This is a genomic window from Exiguobacterium sp. SH3S1, assembly GCF_004337105.1.
GTDB lineage: Bacteria > Bacillota > Bacilli > Exiguobacteriales > Exiguobacteriaceae > Exiguobacterium > Exiguobacterium aurantiacum_A.
The window spans coordinates 44,221-60,943 of record NZ_SJUW01000010.1 but is presented as its reverse complement, the minus strand read 5'-3'; the positions used below and the strand labels follow the sequence as shown (position 1 = coordinate 60,943).

The following is a 16,723-nucleotide window of genomic DNA, read 5'->3' as shown; positions in this document are numbered from 1 at the left end:
TTTTTGTAGAATCGGGAAAATAGTAATTGAATGCGAGTCAATAACGAACGAAAGGTTAATACATAAAATTATCGTTCGGTATTAGGTTGACTTTCTGAAGTGTCAAGTGTACACTTACCAATGGTTTGAACAGAACGTTTATCTACAAGGAGGATTCATTATGTCATCAGTAGTCGTAGTGGGAACGCAGTGGGGCGATGAAGGAAAAGGGAAGATCACCGATTTCTTGTCTAAACAAGCCGACGTCGTCGCGCGTTATCAAGGGGGAGACAACGCTGGTCATACGATCGTCTTCAATGATACGAAGTATAAACTTCACTTGATTCCATCGGGGATCTTCTATTCGGACAAGACATGTGTCATCGGGAACGGGATGGTCGTCAACCCGAAGTCGCTTATTACAGAGCTTGCATACTTACATGAGCGCGGCGTGAGCACGGACAACCTCCGCATCTCAAACCGGGCCCACGTCATCTTGCCGTATCACCAGCTTCAAGACAAGCTTGAAGAAGATGCGAAAGGTGACGCGAAAGTCGGGACGACGCTCAAAGGGATCGGCCCTTGTTACATGGACAAAGCGGCACGGATCGGGATCCGGATCGCTGACCTACTCGACAAGGAAGTGTTCGCCGAGAAACTGAAGACGGTCCTCGCAATTAAAAACCGGATGTTCGTCAAGATGTATGAAGTCGACGCGGTCGAGTTCGATGATATCTTTGAAGAATACTATGCGTACGGCCAACAGTTTGCCAAGTACGTGTGTGATACATCGGTCGTGTTGAACGATGCGCTCGACGAAGAACAGAAAATCCTATTCGAAGGCGCGCAAGGTGTGCTGTTAGACATCGATCACGGGACGTACCCGTTCGTCACATCGTCGAACGCGGCGTCAGGCGGGGTATCGAGCGGTGCCGGAATCGGACCTTCGAAGATTGACCACGTCGTCGGCGTCTGTAAAGCGTACACGTCGCGCGTCGGAGACGGCCCGTTCCCAACCCAGCTCGATGACGAGATCGGTCACATGATCCGTGAAGTCGGTAAGGAGTACGGTACGACGACAGGACGTCCGCGCCGTGTCGGTTGGTTCGACTCGGTCGTCGTCCGCCACTCGCGTCGTGTCAGCGGCATCACTGACCTATGCCTCAACTCGATCGACGTGTTGACAGGTCTTGAGACGCTTAAAATTTGTACGGCGTACGAGTACGAAGGCAAGCTCCTCGATGAGTACCCACCTAACTTCCGCGTCCTCGAGAAGTGTGAGCCGGTGTTTGAAGAGCTCCCAGGCTGGACGGAAGACATCACAGGGGTCCGCAAGTTCGAAGACTTGCCGGTGAACGCACAGCGCTATGTCAAGCGCATCGAAGCGTTGACGGGCATCGAACTGTTGACGTTCTCGGTCGGACCGGCGCGTGAACAGACAGTCATCTTGCGTGACATCTACGAAGCATAAGACTAAGAGCCCTCGCGGCTCTTTTTTCATTTCCGTGGAAATGGACCACGCTTTCTAACCCATTGAAAAAGAGTTACAATAAGACGTGTACGTTTAACGATAGAGGAGGACTCACTGAATGGATCGTACGATTTTAGTGGTAGATGACGAACAACCAATCGCTGATATATTGAAGTTTAAACTTGAAAAAGAGGGCTATGTCGTCCACGTCGCTTATGACGGGGAAGAGGCACTCGTGAAAGTCGAGGAGGTCAAGCCTGATTTGATCTTGCTTGACATCATGCTCCCGCTCAAAGACGGCATGGAAGTGTGTCGTGAAGTGCGTAAGAAGTATGATATGCCGATCATCATGTTGACGGCGAAAGACTCGGAGATCGACAAAGTACTCGGTCTCGAACTCGGCGCTGACGACTACGTCACGAAGCCGTTCAGCTCACGCGAGCTCTTAGCCCGCGTCAAAGCGAACATGCGTCGTCACGCGACGGCACCGGCTGTCGAAGCGAAAGGCGCCAACGCGAACGATATCGTGATCGGTGACTTGACGATTCATCCGGATTCATACATGGTCACGAAACGCGAAGAGAAGATCGAACTGACGCACCGTGAATTTGAGCTCATCCATTACCTGGCCCAAAACATCGGCCAAGTGATGACGCGCGAGCATTTGCTTCAGACGGTGTGGGGTTACGACTACTTCGGAGACGTGCGTACGGTCGACGTGACGGTCCGCCGTTTGCGGGAGAAGGTCGAAGACAGCCCGAGTACACCGACGTATATTATTACGCGCCGCGGTGTCGGGTACTATTTAAAAGCGGGAGAAGAAGACTAAACGATGAAACGGACGAACTTCTTTAAATCTATCCAGTGGAAGCTCGTCGTCATCTATGCGCTGCTCATCCTTGTTGCGATGCAAGTCATCGGAGTGTACTTCGTACGCTCCCTCGAACGACAATACATCAACAACTTCTCGCAGTCGCTCGTCGATCGGGCCAACCTTCTGAGCTACAACGTCAGTGAAGGGATCGCATCGAACGGCGGTGACTCGACTACTGATCAGCAGTTGAACCAGGTACTGGATCAACTGCTGTCTGAGTTTACGGAGAGCACGACGCTAGCTGACGACATTCGCGAAGTCCAAATTATCGACACGAACAGTGTCGTCCGGGCGACTTCGAACCAAAACAACCAAAGCCTCGTCGGACAACGGACGGCGAGTTCATTCATTCAAAAATCGTTCGCGACAAGCGGTGCGCAAGAGACGCTCGTCTATGAGGACTCGAACGAGCGGATGCGCGTCGTCGCCGTCCCGATCAAATCTGAGGTCGATGGGACGACGACCGGGATGATCTATATCGAGGCGTCGATGCAATCGATATACAACCAGATGGAGCAAGTGACGAGGATCCTTGCGACCGGTACGCTCATCGCCTTGATTATCACGTCCATCCTCGGAATTTTGCTGTCACGGACGATCACGCGGCCGATTGCGGACATGCGTCGTCAAGCCGTCGAGATGCGAAAAGGAAACTTCTCGCGGAAAGTTAAAGTCTATTCTGACGATGAGGTCGGTCAACTCGCCTACGCCTTTAACGAATTGACCGATGAACTGATGGAAGCGAACGCGACGACCGAGGCGGAACGACGGCGCTTGACGAGCGTGTTAGAGAACATGTCGGACGGTGTCGTCGCGACCGACCGCTCGCTCCGGGTCATCCTCATGAACGATCAGGCCCGCGATATGATTGGCGTCGCCGAAGAAGAGGCGATGGGAGCGAATCTGCAGAGCCTGCTCGAGTTTGATGATGAGATCGTCATCCCGGAAGACGGGACGATGCCGACGAAATTAATCGATCTGAGCACGGACGAAGAACTGTTCCTCGTCCGCGCCTACTTCTCACCAATTCAAAAACATAGCGGTCCGATCACCGGACTCATCGTCGTCTTGCACGACGTGACCGAGCAAGAGCAAGTCGAACAAGACCGCCGTGAGTTCGTCGCCAACGTCAGCCACGAGCTGCGGACGCCGCTCACGACGATGCGGAGCTATCTCGAAGTGCTCGCCGAAGGCGCGTACAAAGATGATGAGCTCGCACCGCGGTTCCTTGAGACGACTCAAAACGAGACCGAACGGATGATTCGTCTCGTCAACGACTTACTCCAGCTCTCGAAGATGGACAGTAAAGAGTATACGATGCAAAAAGTGAAGTTTGACTTCATCCAATTCTTCAACGATATCATCGAGCGCCATGAGATGACGAAAGGCGAAACGATCCAGTTCCGCCGGAAACTCATGAAGCGTCGCGTCTACGTGCACGCCGATCAAGATAAGATGACGCAAGTCATCGACAACATCATCACGAACGCGGTCAAGTTCTCTCCAGAAGGTGGGACGATCACGTTCCGGACGATGCTGCGGGCGAAACGGCTCGTCATCGGTATCAAAGATGAAGGTGTCGGGATTCCGAAGTCGAATTTGAAGAAAATCTTTGAACGCTTTTACCGGGTCGACAAGGCCCGAGCGCGAAATATCGGCGGGACCGGACTCGGTCTGTCGATTGCCAAGGAAGTCGTTTCAGCCCACGGTGGCGACATTTGGGCGGAGAGCGAGTTTGGACGTGGGACGACGATTTACTTCACCATCCCGTTCGATACGATCGTGGAGGTGAATGACTGATGGGACGACCTCGCTTCTTGGCGAAGCCAGAACTAGTGAAATCGCTCGTCTTGCTTACCTTGATCGTCACGTCGATCGTCCAAACGGTCATCCTTTGGGATTACCATCCGAAGTATCAATCGGTTCAATCCGAGACCCAAGTGGCGACGGTGGATGAGTCGCTGCAACGTCAGGCGAGGCAAATTATCGTGCCAACCCAGACGGTCGTCCACGAGAACAACGCTGTCTTTGCGACGAAGAACACGCCGAAGCAAATCGCTCGGGTCATTCGCGACGCGTTCGAGGCGAACGAGTTTAAACCGCTCGCCGTCAAAAACGTACCGAGCTTGTATGCCGGTGTCAACGAGGCAGTTGAACTGATTTTACCGGAACCATACTATGCAGACACACTCAGTTACATTCTGCCCGGATCTTACAGCCTGTCAGGGAAAGTACCGCAACGGGCGCTCATCTTCATGGACGACAACGTCTGGAAAGTCCGGGCGATCATGAGCGATCAGTCGTTGTGGGAAGGTCGGCTCTCTAAAGCCGGACAAGGGGACGTCAACAGTTTGTTCTTAAAAGATTCGAACCGCGCGATGCAACGGGTCACGTACACGGACGAGCGGGTCAACTATATCCCGGTCGTCGGGCCTGAGATGAACGAGCTGTTCGCGTATGACGTCTCACAAATCCAAATCTCGGCACGCCTTGATTGGATGCGCGATACGTTCTTCCCTGGTGACCCGAACGTTCAAGAAGTCGATCCGGCGAGTTCGGTCGGCGCACTCACGAACGGGATCAGCGTCGCCGAGTATGACGCGACGTTGAACGCGAGCCGCTATCGCAACTTGTCACGCAATAGCACCGAGCGCGAGTCGGCGATCGGGCTTGATACGATCGTCGACTTCGTCAACTTTCATGGCGGCTGGGTCGATGAGACGTCAGAGAGTCAAGGTCTGTCCCTTCGTTTCGATGCGATCACACCAGCGAACAAAGGCTTTGAGACGACCGTGTTTCGGTTTCACGTGAAAGGGCACCCTGTCTTTAGCCAACGTGATGCGTTTATCAACAACGATGCGATCGACTTATCCACACTGCGCGTTGAAAACGACGGGGCACAAGTCCGGTCCATCACGCGTCATCATCTCGAAATCGACCGGTTGATCTCGGTCGGGACGACACAGCTTGCAGACGGGCAAGACGTCATCGATACGCTCGTCAACGCAGACCGGTTCGAAAACGTGACTGAGATTCGTCTCGGTTATGAGATCGAATATAATGAAGACGCGAGTCGTTACGTCACGTTCTCCCCGAACTGGTTCGTCCGTGAAGCCGGGAGATGGATCCCGTACGATAAGCCGGAAGATTGGACAGAGAGGATGATGTACCGTGGATTGGAGTAAAGCGAAAACGATTTTAATCTTCGCCTTCCTCGCGCTGAACATCTACCTGTTGTTCCAGCTCTTGACGGAAACGTGGGCGACCGAAGTTGTGACGAGCGATAACACGTCAATCGCCCAAATCTTGGACCAACGTGACGTCGACGCATCAAAATTGCCACGGATGGGACGGGATATTGGTTATTTGACCGGCTCGTCTGAGCAGATGTCGGCGTCGATGATCACGAAAAATCGTGAAGTACAATTAGCGACGACGCTCGACAACATGCAGCTTGAAGTCGAGCTCAAACAAGCCGTCCCACTCGACGAGAACGACTTGCGGACGACGGCGTCGACATTCGTCACCGATTACGTGCCGTTCGGGTCAGAGTACGCCTACTGGCGGTTTGACCAAGAGACGCGCCAACTCGCGTTCGTTCAGACGTATGAAAACAATAAGATTTTCTCGAACCCGGAAATCGAGGCGGACACGGAGACATATATCGGTCCGTCCCTGTTATTGCTTCAATTGAATGAAAACTACGAAGTGACGGACTACAAGCAGCGCCATTTGACGAACTTGTCGTCGAAATCGCAAGACGACCTCGTCTTGACGGCGAGCGAGGCGATCTCACAACTCGCGGCCCGGAAGTACTTCCAGCCGAACCAAGAGATGCGCGCCATCAACACCGGGTTTTATAGCTTACCGCTCGATAGTTCCGGCAGTTTGATCATCATGCCGCCGCTCTGGTCGATCGCTATCGACGACAACGTATATTTCGTCAATGCCATCGATGGGACGGTCGAACGGGTTGAATTTAATTTAGAAGACTGAAAGGAGTGATCGAGTGACTTTACGCTACAGTGTGCTCGCGAGCGGTTCGACCGGTAACGCGCTCTATATTGAGACGGACCGGGCGAAATTGCTCGTCGACGCCGGATTGACCGGCAAGGCGATGCAGCAACGCATCACAGACATCGGCCAGTCGTTCGAGGGTATCGACGCACTGCTCGTCACACATGAGCACTCCGACCATATTAAAGGAGTCGGGATCCTCGCCCGGAAGTACAACTTGCCGATCTACGCGAACACGAAGACGTGGGCAGCGATGGAAGACAAAATCGGGAAGATCGATCCGGCCTTGAAGTTTCATTTCGAGGTCGGTGACGTCAAACAGTTCGGGGACATCGAGATCGAGTCGTTCAACGTCAGCCACGATGCGGCCGACCCGATGTTTTATCAGTTCGCCCATGACGGCAAGCGGCTGGCCCACATCACCGACACCGGGTACGTCTCGGACCGGATGAAAGGGCTCATCCGCGGCGCGGACGACTTCATCTTTGAGTCGAACCATGATGTCTCGATGCTGCAGATGGGACGGTACCCGTGGAGCGTCAAACGGCGCATCCTCGGGGACTATGGACACGTCTCGAACGAAGACGCCGCCATCGCGATGAGCGAGGTCATCGGTGAGCGGACGAAACGGATCTTTTTGGCCCACCTCAGTAAAGACAACAATATGAAAGAACTCGCGCAGATGAGCGTCGCACAGACGCTCGGCATGCGTGACGTCGATCTTGGACGCATCAAACTGCATGACACCGACCCATTAATCCCATGTCCGCTCGTTTCTTTATAAGCGAACTTGGGAAAAGACAGGTAACACTGTCCTGAAGGGGGGGCGCGTCGTGAACGAAGAGAGACACCATGAGTATGAACCTCAAGACGTCGAACCTTTAGAGCACGAAGCAGCATCAATGAACGATTCACCATCGACTTATCCATCCCGAAGCGAGTGGCGTCCAAAGCAAGAGGAACACGTGCGCCATAAGCCACGGCTGAATGTAAAACCGTTATTACTCGGAGGGGTTGGCGGATTCTTAGGAGCGGCGTTATTCTTTTTCGCGATGATGCTCTGGGATTCGCCGACCTCTCGTTTTGTTACAAACGAACTGGTCCGTACCGAGCAAGCCGTCACCGTCACGGAGTCGGACATCACGGCCGCCGTCACGGGCGCGAAGACGTCCGTCGTCAGCATCACGAACATCCAGCGCGCCTTCACCTCGGACTCGCAATGGGAGGCCGGTGCGGGCTCTGGTGTCGTTTATAAAGTCGACGGGGACACGGCGTACATCGTCACGAACTTCCACGTCATCGAGGAAGCGGACGAGATCAACGTCGCCTTCGCGGACGGGCAAGTCGCACCGGCCACGATTTTAGGAGAAGACCCGCTTAACGACTTGGCGGTCGCCTCCGTGAAACTTCCGGAGAATATCGACGTCAATCCGATCGTGCTCGGCGATTCGACGGTGCTACAGGCCGGCGAGACCGTGATGGCGATCGGCAACCCGCTCGGCGTCTTTTCAAACTCGGTCACGCGTGGTATCGTCAGTGGTGTCGAACGGACCGTGCCGGTCGATACGAACGCGGACGGTCTCATGGACTATAACGCCGAGGTCATCCAGACCGACGCCGCCATCAATCCCGGCAACTCGGGCGGGGCACTCATCAACATCCGCGGTGAGCTCGTCGGCATCAACTCGATGAAGATCGCCGAAGCGAGCGTCGAAGGGGTCGGCTTCTCGATCCCGGTCAACGTGGCGCTACCGGTCATCGACATGCTCGAGCGTGACGGACGGGTGACACGGGCTCAGCTCGGTGTCACGATCCAAGAAGTCATCGCCGTCCCGGGCAATGTCCGGGAAGAATACGGCATCAGTTTTGACAAAGAGGACGGGGTGTTCGTCGAGGCGATCACACCCGGTAGTCCGGCCGAACAAGCGGGGCTTCGTGTCGGGGACGTCATCACGAAGATCGGCGACCGTGAGATTAAACGTTACGTCGATTTACGTGACGCTTTGTACCGAGACGCCGCGGTCGGGGATAACATCGTCATCGAATATACACGGCGAGGCAAGGCAGAAACGACCGAGGCCACATTAACAGAAGCAACGTAAAGGAGCGGCGACGCTTCTTTTTTAAGGAGGAAAATTTGTGGAAAAAAAAGTATGCAAGGAACATGTTGAAATCGCTTTAGACATCATTGTCGATGAGACGGGGGAGTACCCGTTACTCGAAGAACTATCCACAAGTGGACAAGTCAAATGTGAGTTCTGCGACGACGACGCAACATATGTTGTGTCAAGCAAAAAATGATTGTCAACATGTGGATTTGTGGATAACTCTGTGGATAACCCTATGGATAACTCCGAAAAAACTGTGGAAAAAGGAAGAATTGGATGAATATTTCAATTATCACGGTCGGCAAATTAAAAGAAAAATATTTAAAACTAGGAATTGCGGAGTACACGAAGCGCCTGTCGGCATACGCGAAAGTGCATGAAATCGAGGTTGCGGACGAGAAAGCGCCCGAACATTTGAGTGAAGCCGACATGTTTCTAGTAAAACAAAAAGAAGGCGAGCGGATTTTGGCGAAAATCAGTCCGGACACGCACGTCATCGCTCTCGCCATCGATGCCAAGCAGCGGACGAGTGAAGAATTCGCCCGTGAGCTCGACAAGTTGGCAACGTACGGCAAGAGCAAAATCGCCTTCGTTATCGGTGGGTCGCTTGGCTTATCCGACGACGTCATGAAACGGTCGGACGATACGATCTCGTTCTCGAAGATGACGTTCCCGCATCAATTGATGAAGCTCGTCTTGTGTGAGCAAATTTATCGGGCGTATCGGATCAATCGGAATGAACCTTACCACAAATGACCACATAAAAAGATGGTTGAAGCGTCAAAGGCATTCATTAGTCTTTGACGTTTTTTTTAGGCGAATCTTCTTCGCTGACGAATGGTAGTCTTATTAAGGATTGAAAGGAGATTGAGCTTTTGAAAAGAATCGTTTTAATCAATGTTGCTTTCTTGATGGAAGTAGAGGAGGCGGAAATACATAAAGATTTCGGAGTGATTGATCAGGTCACGAACGAGTTATGCCATGATCAGGCAGTCAAAATTGGCACGAATGAAGTGAATGTGGATTGGCAGAGTTGCTCCACAGTATTATTAGACCCCCTGTCGATGAACTGTGGACAATGTGCGGCTTGTGGACGCTGGACAACGGACAGAGAAAAAAATGATCCGGTGTTAGAGTTAGGGAATGGAGCGACCTTTAAAGGGAATTTACTATGTGATGACTGTTTACCAGAACATCATAGATGGTCTTTTTAAAAGTGTAACATTACCTGGCATCGTAAACCGGTTCGTCTAATTGGTGAAAGCCACATACGAGGTAAAAGTTGTTTATGAGGTTATCTCCAGACAGCGACTAGAGCATCAATCTAGTCTCTTTTTTATTGAATCCAATCTTAAAAGGATTGTTGATATTTAGTTTCAAATTTAAAATATGGATAAAAATCATCATAAAATGGTATTTTTTATAAAAAAGCGTACTATTAGAGGAGCCTTCCACAATGGAATCGAAAAGAGAACGAACGACCCGACGAACATCGTTTTATCAAACATATTTGATACCAATCACAATCGCTACGTCTGTAATTGTATCTGGCACAGTCGGGTACTTTGTCAGCCACTTCAATATAAATAGGGATGCAGACAGGTCTATTGCTCAAGCGGAAATGCAATCGCGCGTCGACGATATGCAGGAAACGTCTGTCACAACTATTGAAAAAGAAATACCACAAATCATTCATGAGTTAGAGGAATACGATAAAGATTTAGCCCAACTCGTTCAACAAATTGATTGGTTAAAGAAAAATGTGGTACCTGTCCGTGAGATGTTGGAGTACATCGATTCAGCGACGTTCGTTATTGCAGGAGTCAACAATGTGATAAGCAGTCCGATGTTAGGAAAAGTGAGTTCTTATTTAAGTTCTGCCAACAGCACGTTAAATGAAGTGGACGCCGCTTTATTTCGATTAGATCACTTATCGAGTATCAAACAAGAGATGGATGAGACGCGTGAACGGGTCAGTCAATTGTATGAGACTTATCAAGCTGAGAATGATCCAGCATTACTTTTAGAGATGGAGCACGAATTGGATACGGAACTCGTGTATCAAATCGAAGACGTTCGAACCTCAACGATTGAAGCGAGGGAGGCCCTAGAATCATCTACAGATGTGATTGTAGCAACGAACTATACCATCTCTGCTTATCAAAAGGCCAAAAACACGAGCGGGAAAGCCATCGAGACGTTGCAATTTTGGAAAGAAGAAAAGAACGAGAACAAAATCGATCAGGACAAGTATGATCAAATTGAAAAAGAGCTTGCAGATTCAAGAGAGCGTCTAAAAAATCTCCCCGAAGAAATGGCCGAGCGATCGAAGAGGACGATCTCATCTATCAATGAAGTGAAGACGGAACTTCAAGTCGTGAGACTGGCTGAAATGATTCAAGCAGACTAAAAAATGATAAAGGAGCGATTGAGTAAGTCGCTAAAAACTAGTCGAAAGTAAAAGACAGGTCACCGAATATCGGTAACCCATCTTTTACTCACTTTACTTTGCATGAACTTCACTCAGCAACGCATGCGTGTTGCTCTCGGAATCGTTAAAGAAGGCCATCCGCGTCTCAAGGTTCTCCATTGGCATCTATAGCGAGTGTAGCGAATGTATTCCCTGTTTAACGAGTTTGACGGATACGTTGAACCGTGAGCATTCCGAGCGCCAGAACGATGGCGAGACCGAAGACGTAGATGAATGGCGATCCAGTCATGCCGATGGCTACTTCGCTCTGAAGCGTTTTGACGTTGTTCGACTCAGCGATTATGTCTGGCTCATAGTTGAGTGTTCGGATGAAGCCAATCCCGAACGTACCGACGAAGTATAGGAGGTGGAGTGCGGTCGAGAAAAGGATGGAGCGTTTCGTGATGTTCAATTCAATCTCCCTTTCTGTGTTTCGCTTGCTGACTTTGTGAAAGTTTTTCTTTCATTTGCGCATGTAATTTGGTGACGGTCCCATCCGGATGTGGGGAAATCGCGACTTGGACGTGGACCGGGAACATGGTCCATAGATCGGTCGGATAGTACGAACCGTCACGAGGCACCCGATGACCTTGGATCGTGAATGATTCGTCTTTGTCATCGAGGTATAATACAAGTGGGACCGACATGCCCGTGCCTTGTTCAAAACGGTCTCCTTCTTGGATGTACTCTTGAATGAGCGCCCAAACATAGACCTCATTTTTCGTTGTATTCGTGTCGAGGATTTTATACGTCGTCCATACGTCGCCGCCGAAGTTTGGCTCCATCACTTCTGTCGTCAAATAGCGTTCGATCTCATTTTGATCAACGGAAACGGATTGGCTCATCGAGACGAATGATTCTCCTGTTGCCGTGTGGTAGACGCCTGAGACGAGCGTGATCGTACAAAATGTGGTCAACATGAGTTTTTTCAAAGGAGGTCCCCCGTATCTGTGAACTGATCAAATATTTGCTTTTATCGTAGCGTATTTATTACGAATTGTTGGATTTATTTACTAAAATTTAAAGGGGATGATCGGATGCAAACAATCTACATAGCAGGTGGCTGCCTATGGGGCGTCCAGGCGTTCATCAAGACGCTACCTGGTGTCATTGAAACGGAAGCTGGACGTGCGAACGGGACGACGAACACGCTTGATGGGGACTATGATGGCTACGCCGAATGCGTTAAAACAACGTTTGACCCAGAAGTCGTTACGATGGATGAATTGATGGATTACTTGTTTGAGATCATCGACCCGTATAGCGTCAATCGTCAAGGCGAGGACGTCGGGGAGAAGTATCGGACCGGTGTCTACAGCGAGGATCTTCGGCATGTGGATGCGGCCCGTGCGTTTATCCACAGACGGCGTGATGTCGATTGGATTGCGCTCGAGGTGTTGCCGCTCACGAACTACGTACGGAGTGCGGACGAGCATCAAGACCGGTTAGAACGCTGTCCGGACGATTATTGCCATATCCCGCAAACGTTGCTCGATAAATACAAATAAGAGCCGACACAGCGTTGTGTCGGCTCTGTTTCGTTAATCGCGTGTGAGTACGTTGACGAGCAACTGATGCACGACGTCATGGTCACGTAGGTCGTGTAGCTTATAGTCTTTCCCGGGCAATGTATACCACTCAGCCGCCCCGACATACGTGATGGCGAGTTCGAGCGTGCCGTCTTCTTGGCACGTCGTCTTCAGTTCGAGCTCCCCGCTAATGACGCCGACTTCTTCAGTCATAACGCCATGTGAGGCTTTGAATGTAGAGGAATGTTGATGCATAGCGGACTCCTTTCTGAATCAGTAAATGCAAGCGTTGATGGCGGTTTGAAGGGCCGCTTTCTCTGATGACTGGAGGCTCAGTCCCCAACGGCTCTTCGTCTCGACCCACATCTTCGCATAAGCGCAGCGTGCCCCGGTCCGTGTCGGTTGCCATGTTGACGGATCTTGGTCACCTTTTGAGCGGTTCGAGCTGGCTGAGACGGCAATCAGTTGCGGGCCAGTTAAATCGTTGGCGAAACTTTGGCGTTTCGTCGTCGTCCAACTGTTCGCGCCTGAACGCCATGCTTCAGCCAAAGGTACGACGTGGTCGACGTCGAGGCTAGATGGCGACGTGAATGTGACTCCATCGTAGTAACTGTACCATGACCCTGACGTGACCGGGCAGTCGCCGACGTATGAGTCCGCGTCGCGTTTCAAGACGATTTGACGAGTGTCACAACCGTTGCCTTGACCGCTCCAATGCGGGAACAAGTCACGGCTATAACCGGTCATCGCACCTTCAGTCTTGACCGTCAACGCGTTCAGCTTTGTGAGGGCGCTCGATTTCGACGGGATACCAGGTGGGAGCGCCGAAGCGGTCGGTGTGGTTAAGTGGAGCGTCGTGACGACTAAGACGATGGCGAACAAAGAACTGATGCATTTTTTCAACATGTTTGTGCCTCCTATTATGTATGACGACTGAACGACTCGCACCCTCATTTTCCGGATGCACATCGAATATACACGGCAGAGTCGGCAGAAAGATTGAAATTTACGAAAATGAATCAAAAGATTAGAAAAGTTGAGGTCAGGGACATGAGACATGACATCAGACGTCCCGGCTTTAGAACTACTGACATACGCGTGAGCAACAACTATTGGTATAATGAAGTCGGTTTGTAGTCAAGAACGAAGGAGTTGGAACAGATGAATCAAAAAGACATCGCGGCAATCCGCAAGCATTTCAAGTTGAATGCGGAAGCGGTCAAAATCGCTGAAATTTATAATATTTACATTCGGCAAGACAGCAACGAGATCTTCCACGAAGAGATGCGGTCGTTCCCGTTTTTGGAGCAAGAGCATCAGGAGCTATTTTTGACGAGTTTTAAGAAAGTACTCGGCGGCAAGCTAGACGAGAAACTGTTTGAAGTGAAGTTCGAGCACCCGGAAGCGGGTCAGACCGACCATACGCAGACGCTATTGTACAAAGGATTGCAGACAGAAGACTTAGAGGACTGGGCCGCTTCGATGCAGAAAGTCGCTTTGAAGATGGTTCAAGACGCTCCGTTCGAAAAAGATGTCGTCGTCACGTTCATTCGCTTCCAATACAATAAACCGACGCGGCGTCATTCTGAAGAGACGGAAATCGATATGCGCGACGAGGTTTACACGTCGCGGTTCATCCTCGGCAGCATCAACCAGACCGAACTGCCGAAACAGTCGCTCGTGTTCGACTTTATCGAGCGTGAGTACAAATCGAACGTCTTCATCAATCCTGTCATCAAACTCGACGCACCCGTCGGCGGCTTCTTGTTCCCGTGTTTCACGGACAACGCGGCCGACGTCAACCATGTCCTGTATGCGGCCCAGAAGGCGCATCAACCGGACTTCGGTTTTATCGAGCACGTGTTGAATGGCACAGAAATCGTGACGGCGGTTGAAGAGAAAGCGATGTTCGAAGAAGTCGTCAAAGCCGTCATCGGGGAAGAAGTCAACTTGGCGACGCTCGCCACCGTCTATGAAGAGATCAATTATTTGATCGTCGCGGAAGAAGAGCGTGAGGACGAGGACGAGACGGTCCCGATGCTTGACGCACGAGCGGTCGAGGTCGTCTTGAAAGCGAGTGGCGTCGAGGACGTGACGACGGAGAAAGTCGAGCAGGCGTTCAAACAAGTCGTCGATGATACGCAATACGAGATGAAGGCGAGCAGCGTCGTCCCGAAGTATACGTCGAAGTCGATTAAAATCAACACGAAAGTCGCGAATATCACGATCAGCCCGCAAGATTTGAAATACGTGAAGCAAGTGAACGTGAAAGGCAAACGATGTCTGTTAATCGAATTGGAAGAGGATACGGAAATCGAAGGATTCAAGTTGATCTCGGAAGAACTGTTCGACTAATTCATCTCGGCTGGACGAAATCCGTTGCACCCGACAGAGCTGATTGAGCATGTGCTCGCAGCGATTGTTCTCCTTACGATGTTATGTATTTCACGGGAAATGGTGAACGGTGATTCGCACGCTAGCTGTGCTCTGTATGCAAGGTAGAAGTGACCGGATATCGTGCGCGAAACAATACAGAGTTGAAATTTTTAGAGTGAGAGATGAAGGCTCAGGCGACATTGCCTGAGCCTTTTTTTGACAATCAGGTGAGGAAGGTTGAATTCAAGACGTGTTATCGGTATGATTCTGTTGAAAGCGTTCTCTCGAAAACATTATTTTTTTACGGTTTTTCGAAAGCGCTTTCGATAACGTGGTCAAAACACAAAAAAGGCTCGGAGAGATCAAACTCTCCGAGACCTGGATTGGTTATTTATGTGCTTTACTCACTTTTAGCTTTTTGCCTTTGATCGGTGTCGACTCCATCGCCTGAAGGACGAGTGAGCCTTTGCCGTTCAAGATGTCGACGTACGTCATCTGATCGGTGATCGTGATGATGCCGATGTCTTCGACTGTCACACCTGGGATTTTGGCGATCGTGCCGACGAAGTCGATGGCACGAAGTTTTTTCTTCTTCCCGCCGCTGAAGTGAAGCTTCAGGATGTCTTGGTTGATGCGGGCCGTCTTGTTGTTACGGACGACGCGTCGACCGCTCAACTTCTCTTCGAACGCCGCTTTGCCGCGAGCGACTTGTGCTTCGGTAGGGGCGTCCATCGTCGGGATCTCGAACTTGATGAACGCTTCGATGGCGCGAACGAATTTACCTTCATAAGGAGTCGCGAGCGTGAGGGCTTTCCCTTTGTTACCGGCACGGCCTGTCCGTCCGGTCCGGTGCACGTAGCTCTCTTTTTCCATCGGCACGTCATAGTTGATGACAAGATTGACGTTATCGATATCGATGCCGCGTGCCGCGACGTCTGTCGCGACGAGATAACGGAAGTTGCCCGTCTTGAACCCTTCCATGACTGCGAACCGGTCTTCTTGCTCGAGTCCACCGTGGAGCCGTTCACAAGAATAGCCGGCCTTATCGAGCGCGCTGTACACGGTGTCGACATGTTCTTTCGTCCGGCAGAAGATGAGACAGCTGTCAGGATTTTCGACGACAGTGATGTTTTGTAACACCGACAACTTGTCTTCATTGCGGACTTCGATCAAGCCGTGCTCGATCGTCGAGGCCGTGACGCCAGCAGACTCGATCGAGATGCGGGTCGGCTCGTTCATGTGTTGTTTACACAGACGCTCGATGTCATTCGGGAACGTGGCCGAGAACACCATCGTGACGCGATCAGTCGGTAGCTTTTGAATGATGGCTTCAACGTCGGCGAGGAAGCCGCGGTTCAACATCTCGTCCGCCTCATCGATGATCAAGTACTTGATTTGGTCCAAGACGAGCGTTTCACGTTCGATATGGTCCATGACGCGTCCCGGTGTCCCGACGACGATATGTGTCTTCTGTTTCAAGTCTTCACGTTGTTTCGAGAACGGTTCTTTCCCGTAGACGGCAGTCGCCTTGATCCGTTTGAAGCGGCCGATGTTCGTCATGTCTTCCCGGACTTGGACGGCGAGCTCGCGTGTCGGTGTGAGAATTAACACTTGTGGTTTGTTTTCTTCCCACTCGATCATTTCAGTGATAGGAATGCCGAATGCGGCCGTCTTGCCGCTCCCGGTCTGTGCTTTGACGACTAGATCTTGGTGCTCGAGTGCGAGCGGGATGACTTTCTGTTGCACTTCTGTCGGTGCCACGTACTTCATGATACCGAGTGCGCGTTGGATGTCTTCACTTAAGCGGTAGTCCGCAAAGTTTGGTTGATTCATATGTTTACCTCGTTTTCGTGTAAGAAACTTCTGTTGCAGAAATTTTCATTAGCAATTTGGATTACG

At 51.1% G+C, this 16,723-nt stretch carries 18 protein-coding genes; 13 read left to right on the top strand and 5 right to left on the bottom strand.

Features of this window, described 5'->3' with window-relative positions:
* Nucleotides 1-160 precede the first annotated feature (160 nt).
* The 11 genes from EVJ26_RS11430 (at nt 161) to EVJ26_RS11380 (ending at nt 10,859) form a co-directional block, all read left to right on the top strand.
* Nucleotides 161-1,450, top strand: coding sequence for an adenylosuccinate synthase (locus tag EVJ26_RS11430; RefSeq protein ID WP_070329346.1), 1,290 nt, complete (start codon nt 161-163; stop codon nt 1,448-1,450).
* A 118-nt stretch (nt 1,451-1,568) separates the two neighbouring features.
* A complete protein-coding gene (gene yycF / locus EVJ26_RS11425) occupies nt 1,569-2,279 on the top strand; it encodes a response regulator YycF (RefSeq protein ID WP_070329347.1) in 711 nt (236 codons plus the stop codon).
* A 3-nt stretch (nt 2,280-2,282) separates the two neighbouring features.
* Nucleotides 2,283-4,124 (top strand): cell wall metabolism sensor histidine kinase WalK, encoded by a 1,842-nt coding sequence (gene walK, locus EVJ26_RS11420; protein ID WP_131457811.1) that lies wholly within the window; start codon nt 2,283-2,285, stop codon nt 4,122-4,124.
* Complete coding sequence (yycH, locus tag EVJ26_RS11415) at nt 4,124-5,509, top strand: two-component system activity regulator YycH (protein ID WP_131470511.1); 1,386 nt, start codon at nt 4,124-4,126, stop codon at nt 5,507-5,509. The genes walK and yycH overlap by 1 nt, the downstream gene beginning before the upstream one ends.
* Nucleotides 5,496-6,320 carry a two-component system regulatory protein YycI gene (locus EVJ26_RS11410; RefSeq protein WP_070329350.1) on the top strand — a complete coding sequence of 275 codons (825 nt, stop codon included), beginning with the start codon at nt 5,496-5,498 and terminating at the stop codon, nt 6,318-6,320. The genes yycH and EVJ26_RS11410 overlap by 14 nt, the downstream gene beginning before the upstream one ends.
* Before the next feature lie 13 nt (nt 6,321-6,333).
* Nucleotides 6,334-7,125, top strand: a complete 792-nt coding sequence (locus EVJ26_RS11405; RefSeq protein ID WP_070329351.1) for an MBL fold metallo-hydrolase — start codon at nt 6,334-6,336, stop codon at nt 7,123-7,125.
* Between the two features lie 49 nt (nt 7,126-7,174).
* Complete coding sequence (locus EVJ26_RS11400; RefSeq protein ID WP_070329352.1) at nt 7,175-8,443, top strand: S1C family serine protease; 1,269 nt, start codon at nt 7,175-7,177, stop codon at nt 8,441-8,443.
* A gap of 37 nt (nt 8,444-8,480) precedes the next feature.
* On the top strand, nt 8,481-8,642 hold the full coding sequence (locus tag EVJ26_RS11395) for a CxxH/CxxC protein (RefSeq protein ID WP_131457806.1): 162 nt from the start codon (nt 8,481-8,483) through the stop codon (nt 8,640-8,642).
* Between the two features lie 83 nt (nt 8,643-8,725).
* A complete protein-coding gene (gene rlmH / locus EVJ26_RS11390) occupies nt 8,726-9,205 on the top strand; it encodes a 23S rRNA (pseudouridine(1915)-N(3))-methyltransferase RlmH (protein WP_016509065.1) in 480 nt (159 codons plus the stop codon).
* 119 nt (nt 9,206-9,324) lie between these two features.
* Entirely contained in the window at nt 9,325-9,663 is a 339-nt protein-coding gene (locus tag EVJ26_RS11385) for a hypothetical protein (RefSeq protein ID WP_070329356.1), read from the top strand.
* Between the two features lie 242 nt (nt 9,664-9,905).
* Nucleotides 9,906-10,859 (top strand): coiled-coil domain-containing protein, encoded by a 954-nt coding sequence (locus tag EVJ26_RS11380; protein WP_131470509.1) that lies wholly within the window; start codon nt 9,906-9,908, stop codon nt 10,857-10,859.
* A gap of 217 nt (nt 10,860-11,076) precedes the next feature.
* Here the strand turns inward: EVJ26_RS11380 and EVJ26_RS11375 are convergent, their stop codons facing one another.
* Nucleotides 11,077-11,331 carry a hypothetical protein gene (locus tag EVJ26_RS11375; protein WP_131470507.1) on the bottom strand — a complete coding sequence of 85 codons (255 nt, stop codon included), beginning with the start codon at nt 11,329-11,331 and terminating at the stop codon, nt 11,077-11,079.
* Between the two features lies 1 nt (nt 11,332).
* Nucleotides 11,333-11,851, bottom strand: a complete 519-nt coding sequence (locus tag EVJ26_RS11370) for a hypothetical protein (RefSeq protein ID WP_236635562.1) — start codon at nt 11,849-11,851, stop codon at nt 11,333-11,335.
* A gap of 105 nt (nt 11,852-11,956) precedes the next feature.
* On the opposite strand from EVJ26_RS11370, the gene EVJ26_RS11365 reads away from it, so the two are divergent.
* Nucleotides 11,957-12,427 (top strand): peptide-methionine (S)-S-oxide reductase, encoded by a 471-nt coding sequence (locus EVJ26_RS11365; RefSeq protein ID WP_131470505.1) that lies wholly within the window; start codon nt 11,957-11,959, stop codon nt 12,425-12,427.
* 33 nt (nt 12,428-12,460) lie between these two features.
* Here the strand turns inward: EVJ26_RS11365 and EVJ26_RS11360 are convergent, their stop codons facing one another.
* Together EVJ26_RS11360 and EVJ26_RS11355 are read right to left on the bottom strand one after the other, a co-directional pair.
* The gene (locus EVJ26_RS11360) at nt 12,461-12,703 is read right to left on the bottom strand and encodes a hypothetical protein (RefSeq protein WP_131470503.1); all 243 of its coding nucleotides are present in this window, start codon (nt 12,701-12,703) and stop codon (nt 12,461-12,463) included.
* An 18-nt stretch (nt 12,704-12,721) separates the two neighbouring features.
* Complete coding sequence (locus EVJ26_RS11355; RefSeq protein WP_131466054.1) at nt 12,722-13,354, bottom strand: HNH endonuclease family protein; 633 nt, start codon at nt 13,352-13,354, stop codon at nt 12,722-12,724.
* A gap of 255 nt (nt 13,355-13,609) precedes the next feature.
* Between EVJ26_RS11355 and EVJ26_RS11350 the strand changes: the two genes are divergently transcribed.
* Complete coding sequence (locus EVJ26_RS11350) at nt 13,610-14,803, top strand: DUF4317 domain-containing protein (RefSeq protein WP_131470501.1); 1,194 nt, start codon at nt 13,610-13,612, stop codon at nt 14,801-14,803.
* A 408-nt stretch (nt 14,804-15,211) separates the two neighbouring features.
* Here EVJ26_RS11350 and EVJ26_RS11345 read toward each other — a convergent pair whose 3' ends face one another.
* Nucleotides 15,212-16,657 (bottom strand): DEAD/DEAH box helicase, encoded by a 1,446-nt coding sequence (locus tag EVJ26_RS11345; protein ID WP_131457793.1) that lies wholly within the window; start codon nt 16,655-16,657, stop codon nt 15,212-15,214.
* Nucleotides 16,658-16,723: the final 66 nt, after the last annotated feature.